We start from the raw sequence: 24,542 nt of genomic DNA, 5'->3' as shown, positions 1-24,542 counted from the left end.
TAAAATTCACTCACTTAATGATCTCGTTTTTTTTTTTGCAGTTCTATTTTTTTTAAGATACTTGAATTTTTTAAAGGATTTAAATAAAAATCAATATTTTTTATATGTTTATATTTTAATATCCATTCTGGTAAAATTTTTAGTAGATTCTTAGAAATATCTAAATATTCTAGATTTGTCAAATTCTGCATTTCTTCAGGTAATTCTTCAATCTTATTACCTCTAAGACTTAAAATCTTTAAATTCTGCAAATTGCAAATAGAAAAAGGAATGTTTTGCAATATATTATTATCAAAATATATTTCTTCTAAATTTGATAAATCACCAAAATTGTCTGACAATTGATTAATTTTATTATTCTTCAATGATAAGAATCTTAGATTGAGCAGTTGGTTGATAGATTCAGTAATAGTCGTTAAGTTATTATCATCAAACTTTAACTCATTCAATTTATTAAAACAATAAATAAATGAAGGTATAGTAGAAAAATTATTTTTTGAAAAATCTAAAATTTTTAAATTTTCATTTTTTATTGTATTTTCGGATATACCATTAATATTGTTATCATATAATTCAATAACTCTTAAATTTGACAATTTAAACAATAGTGGTGAAATTTTATCAATATCGCAAGAATTTAAATAAATTTCCTCTAACCTTTTTAAATTGTTAATTGAATCTGGAATATTTGAAATATAATTATTAGATAGTGCTAATACTCTCAATTTTTTTAGCTCTGATATTTCATTTGGGAAAATGCCAATTTCATTTTTTGATAAAGAAAGAACTTCCAATGATTGTAGATCTTTAAATTCATCAGAGATAGAAAGAATTTTATTATTAAATAGATTCAACTTTTTTAATTTGTGCAATTTTTCAAGATGATTAGGTATATTTGCTATAAAATTATTGGATAAATCTAAATGCTCCAATTCAGAAATTCTTCCAATTTCTTCTGGGATTTCACTAATTGATGAATTATTGATAAATAATTCACAAATTTTCTTATTTTTTGTTTTTATTCTAATATCTGCAGAACCAACTTCATTTTTTATTTTTGATATTATATCAAATTCATCTTCATTGATATCATTAGAAATCACAAAAATTTTATCTCTAAATGGTAGATAATGATTTGAAAAAAGCCATTTAGAAAATGATTCAAAAAATAAAATTGGAAAATTAAAATCTTCACTATAAATATAAATTGGAGGATCATCAATACCCTCAATAAGTTTAAAAAACAAAAATGCTCCATTTGTATCAAAGTCTTCTATTAGATAAAAAATGAAACAATTTTCAGATAGATAAAATTCTGGTAAGTAATCTAAATGCTCTTTAACTAATTTTTTCATTTTTAACAAATATGGATAAGAAAAAAAATGTTTTGAAGGAAATATCTGTCCAGATTTAAGTCCAAAATTTTCCAAAAAAGAAATGTAAATTTTAGGGAATTTAATCTGATATTTTTCTTCAATTTCTTTTATTTGTTCCTTATTACAACCAATATTATCATTTTGTTGTAATCTACCATTCTTATATTGCTCATTTAAAAAATTTGTAAATATATCAATCATCTAAATTCACCTGTTGCCAATTGAAAGGTATAAGAATATCGCTTCCCCACATTACGGTAAGATGTATACCTTGTGTTTTGAGAATTTCTCCCACTCTTTTTATTATTTTTTGACATGATCGACAAGGAGGATTACGAGTATATAATATTACAGATGATCCTTCAATATATTTATTTTGATTTACAATATTTAAAATAAAGAAAAGATCCATTAACATTTTTCTTTCTGTATCAGTATATCTTATTCCTAATCCATCATTATTATCAATTGCTTCAAATATGTCTGCTATCTCATTATCAAATGTCGGTTGCCAATTCATAGACTCAGGTTGACTTTTAGATGCAATATATCCTTCAATGTTATTTTCTTGATCTAAATGCTTTAAATCAAATTCAAGAAACGCAACGTTTCTACTACTATCAAATTCCCACCCTAAAGCTTTACATAATTCTTTCATTTTATTGATTATGGTTGAATCTTGTCCATTCATAAATCGATCTTTGATAGTCATACCACCGATTTCAAGAAATGTCCTCTTGGAAAATAGCATAGTCTCAAATAGTTTTATAAAAACGGCAGGGTTATTATTATATTTTGTTAATATTGCAGGATAAACAGATTCAACAAATTCTCTAGCGGATTTTCCAAGACCTAAAGAATTTACAAACTTCTTTATAGCTTTTCCATCACCCCTAATTAAGTCTTCGATGGGAAAATTTAGATATTCCAATAATTTTGCTGCTTGTTTTGGAAGTGATTTTATGAATTCACCTGATTGAGTTGAACCTATACTTTCTGGATCAACCATATTAAATTCATCTGATTGCAAAATGAGCTCAGATAAGCTATTTGGAGTTGTTTCTAATGCTAAATATTCATCGAGAGTTAAAGTTCCAACTATATCATTATCAACTTGTAATTGAACCATAATGGAAGAAATTTCCCCATTTTCGATAATTGGAACAATTTCAGTTAGCATTTTTTGATTTCCAACATATTGAATACTTTGCATCTTTTGATATCGATATTTTCCATCTTTTCCAAGCCCAAGTTTACCCATTTCCCACAAAAGCTTATTCGCGATAATTTTACTTGGATCTCCACCACCCTCTTCAAGAATTTCTTGGAAAATTTCGTTTTTCATAGTAATCTCAAATTTTGCTAAAGCTTTTTTACTCTTTATTCCAGTATACTCTAGTGCAGGAATTCTAAGAACTGATGATAATAGTTTTAAATTTCTTGCTAAATTCAATGAACCTCCCATCTTATCATTAACTGCGTTGTTGTCGATATAACCTTGCAATTTTGTGATAGAAGTCATATCTAGAGTATGAGCTGCTTGATGAAGAATCATGAAATTACTCATACTCATATATTTAGCGGTTTTGGATGATTTCTTGGAGTCTAACTTACTTCGAATTAATTCGGAATTAGATCCTGCTTGGCTAGGACTAGATGTTTGAGATCCAAAAACAAATTGATTTACAGTTTGGATACTTTTTACAATTTCCGAATTAGTTTTCTTTGGAGTAGCAGATGTTTGACTCTTTCCTAAAGAAGTTAATTTGCTAAAACCTGAGCTTATTGTTGAAAATGAAATGGATTCTCCTAATAAGTTTGATAATCCTTCAGAAAAGCCAAGATAAATAAAAGTTGAAGAAACTGCTTCTTCAAGTACCATTTCTTCAAATATTTCTCCTATGAATCCTCTAATTCCACGTTCTGCTTTCCAAATAGTATTGAATACTTCTGAAAATTGTAATTTTACTTCTTCTCCTAAAGCTTTACTCAATGTATTTTGCCATTTTATTTTATTGTGCAAGGCCCCTCCTGCATATCCTGCAAGTATTGCTAATCCTGTCTGAACTATTTGGATTGTTAAAGTGCTAAAGAAAATTGCTGCATTGTATTTTTCTCCTGCTTCATATGCTGTTCGATATTTTGAAATCATACACATCTGTAAATAATCTAATTCGTAAATTATTGAATCAGAGTAATTCAAAGTAGTATTAGGTGCTGCAGTGAGGGTAGGTTGCCCAAATTCATTTGTTTTATAAATCAATTTCCTATTATCTGCTAAAGAATTCTCGATTAAGGTGTTTTCAGTGCCATTAATATAATTTTTTGTTGTAAAACCATTTTCTTCTCCTATTTCGGAATCCCATAATTCTTCAGTGTCCCAAGGAGCATCTCGATAGAAAAATTGGTGCATAATTCTTCGATGTCGAGTACTATCTTCATCCATTTTCCTTTTTATGACAACTTCAGCGGGATCATCAAATTCAACACCAGCATGTATTTGTTCTAGATACCATTTTAAGGCATATCCAAAACTATTAGGAACACCTTTTCGAATTCCCAAATATGCTAGTTCAGGATCGACATCTTCTGAAAATATCCCTGAATTGTCTATATGTTTTTTAATATCAAGAGTTGAGAGAATATTATAATCCCCTCGTCCAGTAGGACACCATAGTTGAGGAACTTTATATTCAACCCAAACACTCTTATTTTCATGTTGAGTCATGGGATCTACATTTGGATCTGAACTAAATTGCTCTTTATTTTGATCAATTGTGAAAGGATCAACATCTGTAAAGTAAGCTCGCTCAGTATAATATGGAATGCCTTCTGATTTTCCAAAAATTGCCCAATCATCTACAAAACTTTGCCCTACTTCTTCAAGAAATTCAATAGGATCATGTTTCAAGCCAGATTCGTCCTTACCCCCTAAAATATGACTTCGATCTCTAGTTAGAACCCCAAATTCTTCCATTAAATCGACTAAAAGAGGTCTAAGTAATTTTTGAAAGAGTGAATTTATTACAGTTGTTAGTAATAAAGAAGCACCGAAAGTTGCGGGTGCTAATGCACCAACAATAAACATAGTTAAGCATGATAACAATGTATCCATTATTTGAGTTATCCAAAAATCTGCAGATCCCATTTTTCTATTATGATCATCATAAGCAGCATCCCAACCCACATCCATTATATCAGTAAAGTCATAATAATCAGATAACCAATGAAATGCTGTAATTGTATCGTTAGAATTTTCAAATTCACCATATTGTGTGTGAACAACATATTTTCCAGTACTACTTTGATATGCAGCTACAGCAATTTGTTCTTGCCATGATTCTTGAGTAAAAATAAAAGCTATTTCATAATGCCCATTATTATCAGAATCATACCAAGCAATGGTTCCATGTTCATCTAGTCGAATACTATTTGGAATATCACTAAAGCTTCTAGGATCAAAGTTAACTGGAATATCTTCAAGAATTACAAATTCTCCTGCTAATACTCTTTCGTAGGTTCCTTCACCCCCATTCCATTCATCTACAGGGTCTGGACCTAAACAAATAAATGTTAAATTCTGAAGAAATTCAATACCTTCCTCAATAGTTTTATTTCCCGAAGAATCTATGTAAGTTTTGGTGTAAGTTTCATATATAAGATTTTCATCATTGGATTCTAATACCGTTTTAGTATTTGGAAATAGATCTTCTCTTTTTTCAGAATATTCAAAGACCCCATCACCATTAAAATCGAACTCTGTTAGTTTCCCATAAGTATAATCGGACCAATCATCATCTGAAATATGTACCTCAAAATAACTCTCAACATCACCATTGGAATTTATTGTAGAAAATTCTCGATAATTAGGTATTGGAGATTTTAAATCAGAAGTCCTATATTCCTGAGTTTTGATATTAAATATCCCATCTCCTGTTAAATCTTCCCAAATTTCTTCATATTCAAATTTATATTCAGAAACATAATAATAACCATTTTCATTGTCTGCTGGATCAGTCACATTGAAAGATGAGATAATAGTATCACTCTTTTCTAGAATATTCCATATACCATCATTACCAATATCATATAACATAGTATCCTGAATACCATTATTGAAATAAGTGATTTCTGTTCCATCCGGCAAAGTTTCGTAGATATCAGATCCTTTACCTTCGCCGTCAAAAATCTGTATGGTTATATCAAAATCTCCATCACCATTTGTATCAATAGAATATTGATTACTCCATTTCATTAACTCCGATACCTTTAGACCGTTTGTAGATATCCAATCTGGCATCCCAAAATCTTCAGAATAAACACTATATATTTCTTTCATCATTTCATTTTGATATTCATCAAATTTATAGGAATAGTATATTTTGTAATTATCCATCACAGATTCTTCAATATCGGACGATAATTTATCGTTTATTGCTAATTCAAAAATATTTAACTCCGCATTAGCCCTTTCAGGAGTTTTAATGGACAATTCTTTTATAAAAATAGCATCCATTTCATCATTTAATATTAAATCCATTTTCTTAGCATTAGGAGCAACTATTGGATTAAATATTGTAGGAGTTAAGGGATGTGAATAAGTAGTATAAGTATCACTCTGGCTAGATTCGGTTTCTCTTAAATTAATATTTAAATATCCTACAGATTTCTCATCAAATAATCCTAATCCTCCGATAGTAATATTCGGATTTTTACCGTATGCTGTTACAATATCTTTAAATTGAATTTTAAAATTAATCGTATCAAAATCAATGCCTGATATATCTATTACTTTATTTCGTGAATAATAATCAGTGAGATCAGATATCTCTGTTAATTCTGTATATCTAAGTGTTGAGGAATCATAAAGAGAGAATTGAATATTTTCAATGTATGTGCAATTATCAATATAGAAAGGAAGGTCTAAAAATTCATATTCTCCTTTATCTAAATGACTATTTATACCATAAATTCCATCAATATTCATATCGAATTCATAAATTAAATTAGATTGTTTTTCCAACTCAATGAAAAGATATGACGAGTCCAATTCAGCAGAAGCAGGTAATCCAGTAATAATATCATAATATGATTGATAATTTTCAAGGTCATATTTCAGATTTCCCGCAGTAGTGGTTGGAGCATTTTTGATCTTAACTTCTTCTGACCAATCTGTAATATTAACATCATTAATACCAGCTTCTAAGAAATATGTTAAAGAAGATTGCTTTTCAAATTCATTTTTTATTTCAAGGTCTATATTCTTATTGCCTAAATCAGTTCGATAAGTGTCTGATGTTGAAGTACTACTAGTTTTAAGTGTAATCATCTCAGCTTGTTGTTCCCAAGTTTCTGGATTTAATAAAACAGTGATTTTACGAGAGGTCATTTCTGATAAAATAGAACCTGAATTTTCAGGATCTTCAGGATTATCATAGTCATTGTTATAGAGTCTTAATAATCCGGAGAATCTCTTCGGTTCTGTTAAATCTTCCATATAGGCTTCCTTAAATTTCATTTTAACCATGGATAAACCATCATTATCGTCATCAGCAAAATCAAAATATGTCTGCAGATTTTGATTGTAATCTGTCAACTCATTAAGTTCTTCATAAGTTTTTGTTTCCTCATTATAATGCCATTTATAGAGATCAATATATCTTCTTATATCATCTTCAGGAGGATTAACATATACATTCCAATCCCAAACATTAAGAATATCAATAAGATTATTTGTATATGGATCATCATCTTCTTCTAAACGATAGAGAATATCATTTTGATCATTTATGTTAATATTCTCTGTTACTGTGGCACCAATATCAAAAGCATTACTGGTATAAAAATACATTAAATTAGTGCTAAACATTCTTGCCCGTAATGCAGTAGGATAAACATTACTCATTTTTATTATATTTTCATTACCTGTAATAAGAGAATCAAGTAAATATAACTGAACTAAATCATCTGTAGTAATGGCATGAATTATGATTTCAATATCTACAAATTTACTCCAAAAATCTTCAGGAATTACTTGAGACATATCTACAAAATATTTTGTAATATCTTCATTATATGAAGCAGCGTTCAAATAATGGTAATAAATTTCACCATTTGAGAAATACTCCTCCGTCGTTCCCTTAATTTTGAAATCTAATTGAATATCTATATTTGAAATATCAACTGAATCAAATTTTGGTGCGATTAAAGACCAATTTATTTGTGATTGATAAGGCATATAAATATCTTTTATAGAAATTTTAACAACATCTCCTTGATTTAATCCAGCATAAATAGCACTTTGAGAAGCAAAATCAAGTTCTGAAGAATTATAAAAATTTGCAGTTCTAATTGAATTTTCACAATTACTTAAATCTGAAAGCATAAATCCATTAAATGTTTGATAAACATCCTCAACATTTTCTTCACTAACGGGATCTGCATAGGAAATTGAACAATTTCTATTAATTCTCTCAACATAAAATACATCTTTGAAGATTTCGGATACATTAAATGTCATTGAATCAGATATTTGCATAATATCAGATGACCAATCAGCACAGTCTTGATTAATTCGATATTGAAGTATATTAACTTTATTAATTGTTGAGATTAAATCTTTCGTAAATTCATTTGTTGAACTTATTGTTGATGAATCTTTGCCCATTTCTGAAATTCGTACTATTGAATCAGATTGTTTGGTTGTGTCATTTGAATAAATCCATTCATCATTAACATCATCATAGATATTCCAATTTTGAGCATTATCAAGAATATTAGAGTCTGAGATAACAAAATTATCAATTTTAATGTCATAATTTGTTCTAATTTGATAATCTACCCATGCATTGTGAATTAAGGAATCTCTATAATCAACCCAATTAATATCAGCAGCATCATTGGATGCGAATTCTTCTCTTTCTTCATCCCAATCAATATTTTTTTCCGGTAAGGGTACAAAATCTACCCTAAATGAAATATCTGGGATTCTACCTTCAAGTATTTTTAATGGTAATTCAAAGTGCTTTGTATGAATTAACTCTTCACTAAAATTGCTTACTTTATATTGACCTAAAACTACATTATCCGCTAAAATATTTACCACAACTTCATCCGTATTATTATAATTTTCACCTGATAAAGAATCTGCAGAAATAGAAATATCAGTTTTAATAATTGGATAATTCCCATCGTAAAATGAATCAATATATTCAGAATTCTCAGATAAATAGGACACATCAATGTTCTCAAGTGATTCTATAAATTGTGGAATGGAATAGACATGAGATGGATTATCAATACTAAATGTTGATTGTGATTTCAATAACAAAGGAACACTTGTATTAATTGGCATTTTATATGTTTTAGAATAAGATATTTCATCAGTATATGGTTCATTATCTGGTTGAGCAACTGAATAATGAATATTATAATAATTTGGAACTAAATTCGTCCATTCAACCCCATAAATAGCTTCTGAATTATTATATTCTACAACGCCTAAATCATCAGCATCATTATTATAGTTCACATATTTACCAAAACCAATATGTTGTCCGGAAATGTATTTATTCAAATTAGTGTGATCATAAATCTCCATGGTTATTGCGAATTTGTCCAAACTTGATAAACCATATTTTTCTATAAAGTTAGAATCATCGTGTTTTTCAGGAATATATTGCCCATTTACAACATCTGCTTCAATGACTTGAGTGCATAAAGTGAAATTTCCTGCACCTACCACTTCCTGATATGCACTCATAAGCATGGTATCTTCTTTTTCAATAGTGATAATCCCATCAACATAACCCGATTTGTGATATGGATCAGTATATAGCGTTCCAGATAAATAATCACTTATTAAATTATATTCTTCATCAGAATAATCATATATCCATTCATTATTGTTAAATAAATCAATAGGTAGTGATTTTTCATAATAGGTTGTTTCTTGAATTTGCATAAATTCAACATCAAATGAAGAAGAATAAAAAGCTCTAATATACAAATTAATATCCTCAACAGAGATAGGTGTGAATTTAAGCTTTTCATACCAATAGTCCATTACATTTTGAAATACATCCCCTTCAATATTAAAAACTACAATACCTTCACTGTTGGATTCTACCATTTGATAATACAAAGGTCCAAAAGTTCTAATTTCTTCACATTTTTCATCGAAATATGGATATGCGATTGGCTTACTTGTTTTATCTTGAATATATTTCTTGATTCTTAACTCTTCAGGGACATTATCGTGTCTAATTAAATAATCACCATAGCAATCAGATAAGAAATTTTCTAGTTTAGAAGAATCATAAGCATAAGGAACCAAACTAATTTGTAACCATATTGGCACATTCGAAATTGGTTTATTAGTATATGCATCATTTAGCCTAAATGTATATGATTTGGAATCCGAAAAAGTAATTGATGGATCTAATTCAAAATTTAAATCAACCCATCTATCTGTTTCAGGATCTTTCATTTCAAATAGTACATCACTTGCTTCAACATCAATAATTATTGTTCTATTTATTGAATTGTAATAATTATTTCCCGTAAAATTGATATTAAATATATATCGTCCTGGATTTAATGGAATATTTCCATTATTTGTATTATTTAAAGTGAAATTGAAAAAGCCTCCCTTTATTTGAGAATTTTCAATCCAATAATCAAAATTGCGATCATAAATACCTAATAATACATTATTATTCGAAAATATTTCTCTATCTTCTTTAAATTCTAAGATATAGTCATTATACATATAAAAACTTAAATTTTCTGAAGACGTTGTATCAAATTCAAACATAGGCTTTCCATCATTATCAATTAATTGTCCTCTTATTATTGATGTTTGATTTCTATCGATGGATATTTCAAATTGTTCATCTAAATCATATCTAAATAAATCAACAGAAAGATTTTTTTTTTGAATTTCATAATCTCCTTCTATAATAGGAATAACAGAACTTTCAAAAAATGAAGATCCTGAATAAATCAAGTCAAGATTATAATAATGATTTGGTTGAGCTATAATCATGAAGTCAGTTTTAGTTTTAATTCCAATTGGGAAGGAAACACCTATATTAATATATTCATCACTTGTATAATTTGGATGAGATTTTAAACAAAGATAACTATTTACCATATCATTTGTAAAAATCACATAATCATTATCAAATCCAATTCCGTTAATGCTAATTATATCAGAATAATGAATATCATCAAAAATGTCAACTATATTAAGGAAATCTGTATTAATGCGACCAATTTGAATGGAAAAATCAGATGATGCATATATATCCATAATATTTGAATTTTGAATTTGAGCAGAAATCTGATATTCTCTTGGAGTATCCAACCCACGAGCATTTTCTGAATAATACATAGTTGCATTATTGACTAAATCAATTAGGAATAGTCCTCCACACATTAAACTTTGCCGATAAAAAGTTGCATCTTGAAAATTGATACCAGGATGGATTAAATTATCTTGTCCTACGATCCTAACTGCTGTAATTTTAGATAAATCAAATTCATTATAAAAGTTAGATGAATCAAGTTCATAGAATGGAACATCTATCGATAAATGTTTAACATGCATATCATAATAAGTATAAACATTAGGATCTTTATCTAACAAATCAAGAATTTCACGAGAATTGAGAGTATATGTAAAGATGGTATCGTTTTCGTTTGATTGCGATGAAGAAGCATTGGAGAATTGCAATTGAATTTCACTAAATGTAGATCCAGACAAATAGCTTACTGCAGCCGGAATAAACAAGTCAAAATGAAATCCTTCAAATCCATCAAGTATATTATATTCAGAGTAATCCATATTTTCATATTTCAAGACTATATTTCCCTTGTCACTTTCCAAAAATAAGCGATTTACTGCATCAATTTGTGAATACCTTGAGGATAGTCCCGCACCCATTTGAATAGACTTATCTTGTTCAAATTTCCCATCAATTCCATTAATTATTACATCTTGATTATATCTTAAATCATTAGAATACAACTCACAAGAAACAATTTTAGCGTTGAAACTACCATAATTATTAGTAATCTTTGTTTTATTGAGAATAAGACCATCTAAGCACAAATCAAACTCAAAATCCTTGGGTAATGGTTGTCCAAATGAATCAACAACTTTTCCATTAATATATTCATTATAATAATAGAAATCTATTTCATTTTGATTAAGCATGAGTCCATCATCATTGCATAGGAAAATTTCAAAATCGGAATCAAGATTGAAGGTATAATTTTTTTTAAATTCATGAATATTACAAGCTTTATCTACAGTCTGCCATTCAAACCTTAGAGTATCGCTAATATTATAGTTCATAATGTATTTGATGACATTTTCATATATATTGAATTGAAGTTCATATCCATTTTCACTTCTTACTAAATCAGAGGGGAAGTATGTATTCTTCCATATGATTTCATCATTACAAATTAAGAACAATTTGATATAATCTAAATCACTTTCAGTTTCTGCTTCATAAGGAATATCAATTTCAATATTACTTTGAACTGATATACAATTCATCTCATCGTCATTTTCATCCAATATTGTCTTCTCAAAATCAATTACAGAAAATAGTGGATCAATAGGAGATCTATCAATTATACATGATAATATTGTTGAACCATTTAAACCTGAATCATCAGTACAGGTAAAATTGAAAAATATTTTACCTTCGTTTAAATATGCTGAAGAATTTTCACTATCAATTTCATATCTGAAATAATTCTGGGTCTCTGTAATAGATTGATGATCTAATTCAATAAATGGTCCAGTTTCATTATATGAATAAAATAAATAAATATCAGTTAAATCAGTGGAATAATCAACAACATTTAGGCTAAAATTTCGACCAAATTCCACAATTTCTGATAGATGACCAAAAAATTCTGGATGAGGTGCCCCTCTATCTTGAATTGCTAAGAAATTCATATCACAAATCAATTCATCATCATTATCAAAGGTAGATATTTTCATGGCATAAGTTGCTTCATTTTTTTGCTGATAGATTACAGTTGAAGTATCTAGTATTATATCTTGATCATTATCTCCATCAGCATCAGCGATTGAAACAGTTTTAGTTTTACCATTATTAAGTAATTCTACATCTGAATTCCAAGATTCTAATTCAATTTGAACCTCACTATCAATAACTTCACAATTCATTTTCAAGGTTTCAAATCTTTCGTTCCGTAAGGACCATAGAATTCCATTTCTTCCCTCAATAAAGTATAGTCCAAGAGTACTATCATATTGTAAATATTGCTCAAAATTTTCATATAAATATAGTTTCAAGTTATTCGATGAAAGTATTCTTAAATTATCAGATATCACCATTTCAACACTATTTTCCAATAAAATATCATATTGTGCAGTATATTTGTTTTTTAGTGCTAAATATGATATTGGATTATTACCCCATATTAAATCCTCGTCAGTAGCAAATAATGTTTCAGTATTTGGTAATGTTGAACTAATATTAATACTGAATAAAGATGAGATATCTAAAGTATCAAGATCATTCGAATCGTCAATATCCAGTCGAAATTCTTGGATTTCTTCATAATTGCTTTCTCTAATAGATTCATTACCATTTATTACACTATACGTTAAATGAATTTTGGAAATATCAATTTTTATAAGTGAACTGTCAAAATTACTATGGTTCTCTAATATGTAATTGTTTTGATCAATGATTAAAAGATATCTCAGGTAATAATTTCCATCTTCTTTATATATTGAATCAATAAGCTCATAATTACTTTCAGAATATGGTGATATGCTATAATTAAAGATAAACTGGTTTGAATGAATATTAGGTGATGGAAGTAAATTAATAGTTGTTAATTCGTTTTGAATACATATAGTACTTTTTCCAGCATTATCACTTATCCAATTACTGCCTTCCATTGGATCATGAAATTCTGGATTAAATAGATTCTGATTTATAAAGCTTGAAGAAGAAGAAATTCCACCACTTTCAGGATTATTCCATAAATAATGAGCAATACTACCTTCAAGTGAAAGTTCAATTTTTCTAATTTCTTGAACCTTCTGTTCAAAGTCCTCACCGCTCAATTTGTTAATTATCTTATCTTCAATTAAGAGATTAAGGGGAATGGTTTTTGCTCTTGGATTTGATTTTGATTCCTCATTGTAGTAATAATCGAAATGAGTTAGTGATTCTAATGTATCTGGATAGATATAATTTTCATTTGATTCAGAAATATCAAAATCAAATCTTGTACTAGTTAAAGAATCAATCGAATTCATCCACTTCCCATTGACTCCTTCATTGAATATTTCAAATTTCAAATAAAGATAAATATCAGAATCTAAACTATCAAAATCATATATAGATCCTGAAATATCAAGAGTAATTTCATCAGGATAAAGATATAGATCTTTTGTATATATTACCTGAATTGAATTTGAGCCAGAAATAGATCCAACATTCAAATTATCTGAGATTTTAATTGATAATGATGAACTGATCAATGCATTATTTGATGAGACACTAATCTTTAATGGGAAATTTGATAGAAAACCATCATGAATATACTCAGAGATGCTAACTTCATTATTATTTTGAAATGCTGTCATATTGTAATTTATTACACTATTAAAATCAACACGCAAACCAGTGTCTGATAACTTGATAAGGTCTAATTGATTTTGTTTAAAGATTTGATATGTCTTTTCTGTAAATGAATTTTGAGAATCAATATATGAATTCTTATCCAATCTTATTTTAGCAGTATTTAGACAATTTACTGGAATGTTAATAATTGGTTTTAATGCCCAATTATCGTGATTAAATATATAATCGTTTGAAGGATCTTCTAAAATAATTTCAGTAATAATAATGAATTTTAAATTATAATTTCCTTGATCAGATACGAGTAAATTATTTGCAAGTAAACTATCATAATAAAAGGTAAATTCATCCATAGTACATTGTTTGCCATTATTTATTGTAGAAAACTGCGGATCACCATAAGTACGGACTATGTTTGAAGTATCTTTAATGTATATAGTTGAAAGAAATTTCATATTGGAAAACTCATCAGTGATTGAATCTAATGTTTTTTCACTACCAAAGTTGGTAGATGCTAATGAAAAACCTTTAAAATTGATATTTACATTGGGATTGAAACTGAAATCTATAAATTCATCGCCAAAGGTATAAGTAAATTCTTGTTCATACTTTAAATGATTAAGAGTATCAGCATTAACCACATTATCCCAATAATCCGTATTGGAATTATCATAATCGCCAATTAATCGATTGTAATCGACAGTAACATCGTAGTATGAAGGTTTATCCAAAATAAATTCGATTTTCTTAACTTTTTCATAGCTATTAATAAGAGATTTTGGAATATTATAATTAAATATTACATCATCATCATCAATACTATATTCCACGTAGGAATTCGAAGGTAAATCAACAGTGACAGTTTTGTCATCACCATAAGTCAATTTTAATTCTATGCCATTATAGATAACATCATCAGGTTTGAAATTATTTAATGTATAATCTAAGGAAACCGTATCAGTATAGAATGATAATCGACCAATAAGATTATCGGCGATATATATGTACAAATCATTGAATTCTTCTACGGTTAAAGATTCTACATCCAAAGGAATGTCAAATGTTTGTGTTTCAGAAATATCATGCCAATCACCTAATTCTTGTATTATTCCATCCATTGGGATGATTTTATATATTAAATCATCAACATCTCTCCAATCTGATTTTGCAACTTCTATATGAAATTCAATATCCGAAACGTTCTGTGCAACACCATCAGTTCTAATATCAAGATCATCAAAAGCCATTATATGATCCCAGCCATTTGCTTCAAGGATATCTCTACCATTATATGTTTTAGGAACCCATGTTCTTGGAAATAGATCATAATTTTCTTCACTTTCTAAATCAATTGAACTTTCTTCATTGAAATCACAACTAAATTTGATTGATCCTTTAAGATTATTGTAATCTTCAAAATATCCTTGCGCACCTTCACTCGTTGTTATTACTGTGTTACTTGATTCAGTATTAAAATAACTATTTTTAATATAATCATGGTTGACGAACGAATATCCAAAATATTTTGTATTCCAGGGATAGGAATCTAATTCATCTTGAGTTAAACCATTGAATTCAGATGTAGAGCCACCGGAAAAAGAATTAATGATCGATGATGCAAAATAGTTATTTGAATTAATACCTGTGTCAATCTTACTTGATAATCTCGAATTTGATGTTGTCGCTGTTGACAAGAAATGTTTAGGTGATACATATTTTTGTTCCGATGCTTGGGGTGCAGATATCGACAATAAATTCTCTGTTTTTGTAATACTTGTTGGAAATTCTGCACTCATATAGCCTTTTTCTGCAGAATATTTATATTGATTTATATCAGAATAATAATCTTCATAAATTCCATTATGAGATTCATTCGTAGTGACAATATTAGTTGGATCAAGGCCATATTCCTGCTTTTTTTCAAGATATGGAGGATTTACAATAGATAATCCTTCATTGGAAGCAATTACGATATTTCCTAAATTTGTATTTGATAAATGCCCCATTTTTATATCATATATTTTATTTAAATTTGAAAAAAGAACTGTAGAGACAAATTCCCATCCATTAAATTCATAATTGTATTTGGCTTGAACAATATCAGTTCCAAAATTGCTTAATACTCCAAATATTATTTCGTTTTCCGGATCTAAATCTAAATTTTCAACAAAAACAGAAGATAATAAATTATATGATGTACTAAATATCAAATTCCAAGATTTATCTTTCAAATAATATATTGATTGTTTTGTAATAATTAATAAAGTTGCAAAACCAATAATTTCATTGTAAGTAAATTGAATTAATTCTTCACCTGAAGGGATTTCCCATAATTCGTGTAATTCCATCGCTAAATTAGCATCAATTGAAAAGGAATATATTGTGTTTTTAAATCCTATTATTATATGGGTTGAATTATAATCCATATTAATTGGATACTGTTCAGTTATTGATAAATCGTTAATATGGTTGTTATTTGAAAATGGATATGTATTAATTTGCCAAATAGCATATTCTGTGTTCCAATCTATAACGGTCAGACACATATCGGATAAAATAACTAACTCATTAAACCCATCGTTATCAACATCCCAATTATTGACCTGAATTACATTTGAACCAATATTACCAATTTCAACAGATTTTACATCCCATTCATAAATACTCGAGAGGGAATGATCAAATATATACAAAAATGGATTTGAATTACCTGTTATTAAAGCGATCTGATAGTTGTCACTATTATTAAATTTACCTGATTGGACAAAATTTTGACTATAGAGTTGGTAATTTCCATAATCTGAAAATTCTATGCAATTTATTGGAATAAAACCTTCAGTTAACTCAGTTGGAATATTCTGATTATTATCAACCCAATTTATTGTAAAAGATCCACCATCTCCAATTAAAGTTTCAGTTCCTTCAAGGGGTATATAAGAAATCCCATTAAAAATACTTAATTCAGCAGTTGCACTTGAATTTTCATAGTTAATTAAGTTACCATTTATATTTTCATTATCATCTAAATATAATATTCCATTAAAATTATCAAGTTCAATTTTATACAGGATGATATAATGATTATCACTTGTTCTAATATAGTTGACATTTCCTGCTCTATCAATAATTTTAACCCAAAAAGTTGCATTTGTATCATGATATTCATCATTAATATAATCAAATGAATAATAAAATTCATCTGAAGAATCCATTTCAATTGAACCATAACCTAACCATTTTAATAAGTCTATATTCAGCTCAAAATCATTTAAGTTACCTTGAGTTTGGATAAAAAACTCCACAGATTTTATTAACTCAATATTCATAACGGTTTTAAAATCTAAATTGATGATTTGATTTTCATAATTCGTCGGTAGATAAGGATTTATAAAATTTCCTGTTGGTAATTCAGTCATGAGAGATAATTCTATTATTTGAGATTCAATCAATCCTGATTCTCCAATCAACTTAACCCAAACTATATAATTTCCATCTTTAAATATAAATAGATTATTTAAATCTTCTATAGTTAAAAATGTAGAATAATCTACAATAGATGTTTCAAGAGGAATATCCTTATAGATTTCACTTAATCCTTCATCATTTTGAATCCATATTTCGAGATTCTTCAATTTTGATTGGGGGTCATATGCATTAACTTGAATTTCAACTTGATTATTTGTATATACTATAGGATTTTCATTATAATTTGATGGAATGGAATATTGAGAAATATTATTTATCCAAAATCCACTCGAAATCCATAAGGGAAGAGAATTATCTACAATAAAATTAACTATGGAACTGTTTTCAGAGTTTTGATTATTAAATAAAACTTCTAAACTGAAATTATGATTTCCATCTTTCAGTTCATAAGTATTGATTAAATATTTTGCATTATTGTTAATCGAAATGGCAGATAATTCTTCAACAGAATCGGCTATTTTGCCATCGACATACAAAATTTTCTCTTCTACAATTCCTTCTCCAAGCCAATTAGCTTCTAATACATAATAATCTTGAATAACATCATCATTTTGTATTGTGAATGAAAATTCATAAGGGACACTATTATCGATTGGAATGGAATAAGGAAGATAATAATTTTGAATAGTATTTGAAGAAATCCCATAGATTTCTTTAGATATTTTTTCTGGATATTCAAATGTATGATTATTTGAAATAATAGAACCATCTAATTGTGATATTTTGAAATCAAAATAATATGTAGTTTGATTATTTAAACCAGTAAATATTCCATCAGAAGAGATCGCATTTATACTCATATCATCATTATGAAGAATATATTCAATATCCAAAATGGAATTACCAAAATCTATGAGTTTAAAGTTTAATGAGTTTGAAGTACCATCTGTATGAATTGGGTAATTCGGTTTAATATTAAATTGAGGCATAATTATATTGGCATTTATTTCTATAATTTCATAATTCCAATTATTATCATATACTTTAATATAGAACTCAAAATCACCATTAGAATAATTTGATAAATCCATATATCTTCCTGACATATTCCATGGATTAATGTGATAATATCCATCATTTTCAGGTTCTAAAACTAAACCTAAGAAATTATTAAAAATTTCAGGATATATTTTTTTATTTTGTTCTAATATTGAATGCCATCGCATTATCGGAAAATTAATTTCCCCAGGACCAAAATTATTATTTATTTCATTAACCCATAATTCAATATATTTAACACCTGAACCTTCGTTTCCATTTTCATCAACATCATCAATATCCAAGATTAAATCAAATCCCCCTGTATATGTTATTTCATTATTAGGTGCTTGAATAATGGTGATATTTGGAGAGTTGTAATCATATTGCTCAACACATGAAAACTCAGATTCTAAAATACTAGTTTTTCCCAATTGATCGATTATTTCAATTTCAAAAAAAATTGTTGGATTATCTGTAAAATCATTAAGCAGACTATATGCAGTATCGTAATCTAGCACAACTTGAAATTCTGAAAGATGGTTCGGCATTATTTGTGTTAATGATAAATCTAAATTTTTTTCCAAAAATTCTGTATATGCTATTGCAGATTTAAATGAGAGTTCAGCAATATCCATATCATTTGTATAAATCGAGAAATTCAAGGAAATTTCCTCGTTAGTATTCAAATTTACAGGAAGAATTACTTGTTCGTTAAACTCTGGGTAAACAATTAATGATTTTGGATTTCCTTTATCCAACAAATATAATTCTGTAGAATAAATTGCTTTATTCCCTACTTTATCTTCCGTATCAATTGCAAATGAAAAATAACAATCTGGATAATGTGATAGATCGATTCTCGGATTAGGTTGAATGTCTTCTTTATTATTAAATTCAGATATCAATATTCGTTCTGGAGTAGTCCAAGGAATTTCTTTTTCATTTGTAGTTAATCCAGTTAATATAGGTTTGATTTTTTTCAAAACTATATCATAAGCTCCTTGAAAATTGTCATTTAAGATATCGTTAAAGGCTTCATCAAATAAGTTAGTTAATGATGAGGCCATCATTTCATTTTGATTATTAACATATTCAATAGGAAATCCATTTGATGAAAATTCAATAATATAGGCAAGATATGGATATTGATTAAAATCATATAAAATATTATTTCCAATTAAATTATCTTCTACTATTATTTCTCCTAATGTATGTAATATTCCATTACTAACATCTAATAAAAATGAATATCCATCAGTTATTTGGGAAGGATAATAATTTGAAAATTCTTCCAATTGGCGAGCTAATATGTCATTTTTATGATATTTATAAATATCTTGTGTTATATATGAATAATTAAGATTTTCTGAGATTCCTAAAGATTCCATATCATTATTTTTATAAATCTCTAAATAATATTGGATATAAACTAAATCTTCATAATAAGCTGGAATAATTTCCAAATTTAAAGGAAAACTATCCGCAATCCAATTATCTTCACCAAGGACATTGACTTTATTGCTAAATTCATTTCCTGAAAATGGTTGATATAATGAAAAATCTATTGTATGTTCATTGATTTTAACAGTATCACTTATTGAAATATCACATACTATAGGTTGGTTATCAAAATAGAGCCAATAATAATGTTTCTGCGAATAGCTATTGACGTTAAATTCAAATTCAATATAATAATAGCCATTTGAGAATTCTCCAAACACATCCTTAGAATTTATATCAAAATGATATATATCTTCAGTAGAATTTTTATTTAAAACAACGTATTCTTGAAAAGCAGCATCTTCAATATTAAACGTAGATATAGAAGCGGTAGAAATGACAATATTATCAATCCAAGGTGTTCCAATACTGAAATAAAAATCAATAGTTCCTTTAACAAAACTATTATTTTCTGGAGTTGGATAATAAAAATGCGGATCAATCCAATTTACAAGTAAATTTGTAGCCTCACAAAATCCTTCTAAGTATGCTCTATCATACGCGATCGCATTAAAATTGTAAATAGAAGGTTCTAATAATAACGGACTAAAGTCAAATTCCCAGCCATCGTTTCCATCATCATCAGTCATTATTAAAATTTTCTCTAACTTTTGCCCTTCCTCATCATATTTTTCAGCATATAGTTCAATATATTGAATGTCTGTTGAATTAGTATCAATTTTTATATTTCTTGGTTCTACTAAAATATCATCATTAATCAGCGAATTTCCAAAAGAAATAACAGGTGGAGAATTATCAATTATTATTTCAATTGATGTAATATTGACAATTTCATAATCATCCATAAATTGTGCAATGACAATGAAATCTTCATCATTTTTTGGGAAAATCATACTCTCTTCAGTATTAAAATCGTATCCAAAAATCCAATTTTCATCATGAACATATGTTTCTCCAATAGTTTTGAATGTTAATCCACCATCTGAACTACCTAAGAACCGAACTCCATTACAATCGTGAGTTAATGTTTGAACTTGAAGCATTTTATTTCCAGTAATTATATCACCTGAATTTAAATTAATCCAGTTCCCTATCGGAGGTTGATCGGTTAAAACTAATGAACTCTTGAGAATTTCAACTCCAAGTTTAGGAATAAATCCATCATTAAGTGATGACAATACTGTTCGATAAGATATCACATAAACATCAGAATACTCCTCGCCTAGATTATAAAATTCTTCAAAAACATTATCGAGATTTAATGACAAATTAATATTTGGATTATCAAAATAATCTATTGATGAAATATCAGATTCCCAAATAAGTTCTGTAAAAATTTTTACTAGATTTCCATTAGAATTTTCCAAATATAGATCGAAGTATAATTTTGAATTAATTGGATTATCATAATATGTTGGATATTGAATATATTTTTTAATGGTTAAATTTAAGTCTCCTTTAAAATATGTATTTGATAAGCCAAAAGATTTTGTTCTTTCAGACATTACTGAAGCGATGGCATAACTATCTTTATAAGAATATTGCATTGAAGTGGCTAATATGGCGCTATTTTTATTATATTTTTTACATGAAGCATCTTTTTTTGCATATACATCAAGAGTAATTTGCTTAAATGAGCATAAATCAAAATCACTAACATAATTGAACTCATTTATAGTGTCATTTGAAATTATAGTTAAATTAGAAAATGTTAATAAAAACATATCTGCTGAATTCAAATATCCTCTTGTCGATGAGGGGATATGCATTTTTATCCTAATCTTGAAGTGGGTGATATTTTTACCCTTTAAACTATTTAAATCTACAATAGCATCCTGCTTTATATAATTACTATCAAAAAACTCGCTTGTAATCATATAAGAATCCAGTTCAATAGTGTGATTTTCTATAGGAATAAAAAAAATAGCAAAATCAGCGTCTCCATCATCTAATGAATTAATTATTTTTTTATTTTCATACACAATTTTCAAATCTAAATTAGATTGATTTATTGAATTTTCAGTAAAATTAATCTGGTTTCTAATTGTAAATTCTCCATCAAGATATAATGGTCCATTATTTTCTGGTATTACAGTTCCAGAATTAGCGATAAATGAATAGGCATTTTTTTTAATTTCTAAAGTTGATTTTAGTTTAATATTATCAAAGAAGATATCTATGTTTTTTTCGGAATGCCAGTTTGCTGTCTCAGCTATGAAAACTAGTTGATAATTTCCAGGTTCTAATGATTCTAAAGAATGCTGAAATGATTTAAAATAAAAATGATTATGGTTTTGACTATGCAATTCTATTATCGAATTATCTGGTTTGACTAATAATGTTTTTATTTCATAATTTAATCCAGTACAAGTTACAGGGTTAGAACCAACGTCATATTGAATAAAAAGTTCTTTATATGAATATAGATCTCCTAAATCAGATAATGAAAATGGGATTGACATACCTGCCCATTTATTACGATATTTAACATTTTCAAAACTAAACGATGGTAAATTATGATAAGTTTTACGACCTGATCTTATGAAATCAAGGTAATTAAATTCAATTCCTTCCGTATTTAAGTTTCCATTTGAAAAATAGTCATAATAAGATCCAATATCAGATACATATCCTCCAGCAAAATCAAATCCATCATTATTTGAACTTAAACCCCATGTGTTAATTGAATTTGTAAAAGGATCTTCATCAAATTTATAATTTTGGATTCCTGTAGTATAAGGAACTGAAGAATCAAGCAAACTATTTAATGGCATTTCCCACAAATTTTCAGTATTATTAAAACAATTTTCTGCTGGATAATTTGCTAAATATTCATATTCTCCATTATTTAATTCAGAATACTTAATTTTTTTTGTATTTTCAGAAAAAGTATATCCATACCAGTCATCTAAATTTGAACTTTGTGCCCATTGAGCATTTTTATTCATAATGTCAATATCTATTTCTCTAATGCAAAAATAAAATTCATCAGAATAATCCCAACATGTGTGTTTATTAAAAACATTTATTGATATATCAAAACCAATTCTGAATTTTTTGGGTTCATTGAAATGAATTTCATTGAAGGATATTTTTTTAGTTATAAAATCTGTATTATTTCCATTGAATAAGTCTTGTCTTTCGAGTATTGATCCATATTCATCTAATAATAATACATCAATATTGAAAATCTCTGAATGAGGAACATGATCTTTATCTTTATTGACTTCTCTAAAGGCTTCAAAATTTACGGATAAACTTGCATAATTTACTTCATCTCCATAATAATAAACAGTTGGGGAGATTAATTTTCCCTTAAAATCAAAATTTGAAATTGTTCCAACATATAATGAATCTCTATCTTCAGACACTCCAAATTGATAATAACACGTTGAGACATCATCTAAATTAAATCCTTGTAATTCGGATTCAGTTACATTTATCCAAGAATAATATTTTCTTAACCCGGTATAGGAATAAGAAGAATTGGATAAAGAATTAATATTGCCATCAGAAGGATCATCACCAATAGGATCAGGTCCTGTATAGTCAAATGGAGAAAAAATATGTTCAAAATCAAGAGAATCTACAATTGATGCACTTTCATATAAATCACTTCCACAATAATTCCATCTTACAATGTAATTTTGAGGAATATTGTTTTTATTTTCTTCATATTCAAACAATCCATTTATATCAGTAACTCCAAATGTAATTGCTTCATAGTTGTTCGTATTAGGATTTATATAATCAAGATTTATTGGTTCAAAAGCTAATTTTTTTTGTGGTTCGTAATAATTTGCTAGTACAATTTCATATTTGTAGAGAAAATGGGGATCAACAGGAAATCCTGATTTATCAATAATATAAACCCCCATATCAAGATTATTTGAATCAAAATCTAAATTTTCAATAAATTGTAGTTGTGATTTTGCTTTAATAATTTCAAAATTAATAAGATCAGAACAAGATTTAACAATTGGTGAGAAATAGTGAATTAAATTGCAGATTTGTAAAGAATAATTTTCACCTGGTTGAAAATTATTATAATTATTATTATTTGGATCGAGATGAATAACATATTGTTGATCTCCTCCCCGAGAAAAATAAAAATCACTAAAAATACTTCTACCTTCATCATTCCATATCGTTATTTTACGATATCCAGATTTATTATCAGTCCAATTTATAATCAAATCGTCATATATTCTAATTTTAAACTTTCCATCAATCCATCCGGTTAAATTATCTTCAACCCCATAACCCAAATTTAAATCAATTTCCATATTCTCTGGAAAAGGACATCCTGAGGCCAATATATCAAAAGCCGTTGATACCGTAAATAAATTTAAAATAAAGAAAGCCATTATCTTTCTTTTCATTAGTTGTTTTTTTATTAGAACCATAAAATTCTGTCCTTATAATCTATGGTTTTAATTTACAGTTTTTTATATAAAAATGTATATGGTTAAAAGTGCCCGACAAAAATACGTCTCCCATTTTTTTTTCCTTCAATTTTGTAATCACATTTCAAATAACAATAGAAATTTTTACCTGATTTACGAATTTCGAACAACTATTCAAAATTATGAAAGCA

Annotated in this window: 2 protein-coding genes; both read right to left on the bottom strand. The window is 27.6% G+C overall.

All coding sequences use genetic code 11. The annotated features are described in order from the left end of the window. Nucleotides 1-14 precede the first annotated feature (14 nt). Nucleotides 15-1,577: a leucine-rich repeat domain-containing protein gene (locus NEF87_RS22520; protein ID WP_457917600.1), complete on the bottom strand. Its 1,563-nt coding sequence runs from the start codon at nucleotides 1,575-1,577 to the stop codon at nucleotides 15-17. Next, nucleotides 1,570-24,327, bottom strand: coding sequence for a hypothetical protein (locus tag NEF87_RS22515; protein WP_457917599.1), 22,758 nt, complete (start codon nucleotides 24,325-24,327; stop codon nucleotides 1,570-1,572). The genes NEF87_RS22520 and NEF87_RS22515 overlap by 8 nt, the downstream gene beginning before the upstream one ends. Between the last annotated feature and the right edge of the window lie 215 nt (nucleotides 24,328-24,542).

The sequence above is a fragment of the Candidatus Lokiarchaeum ossiferum genome (assembly GCA_025839675.1).
Lineage (GTDB): Archaea > Asgardarchaeota > Lokiarchaeia > Sigyniarchaeales > Promethearchaeaceae > Lokiarchaeum > Lokiarchaeum ossiferum.
Note: the sequence above shows the minus strand (reverse complement) of the source record. Positions and strands in the feature narration are given on the sequence as shown.

Excerpts from the sequence above, each read along its gene's own strand:
- NEF87_RS22520 (WP_457917600.1), bottom strand. The coding sequence starts at position 1,577 with ATGATTGATATATTTACAAATTTTTTAAATGAGCAATATAAGAATGGT.
- NEF87_RS22515 (WP_457917599.1), bottom strand. The coding sequence starts at position 24,327 with ATGAAAAGAAAGATAATGGCTTTCTTTATTTTAAATTTATTTACGGTA.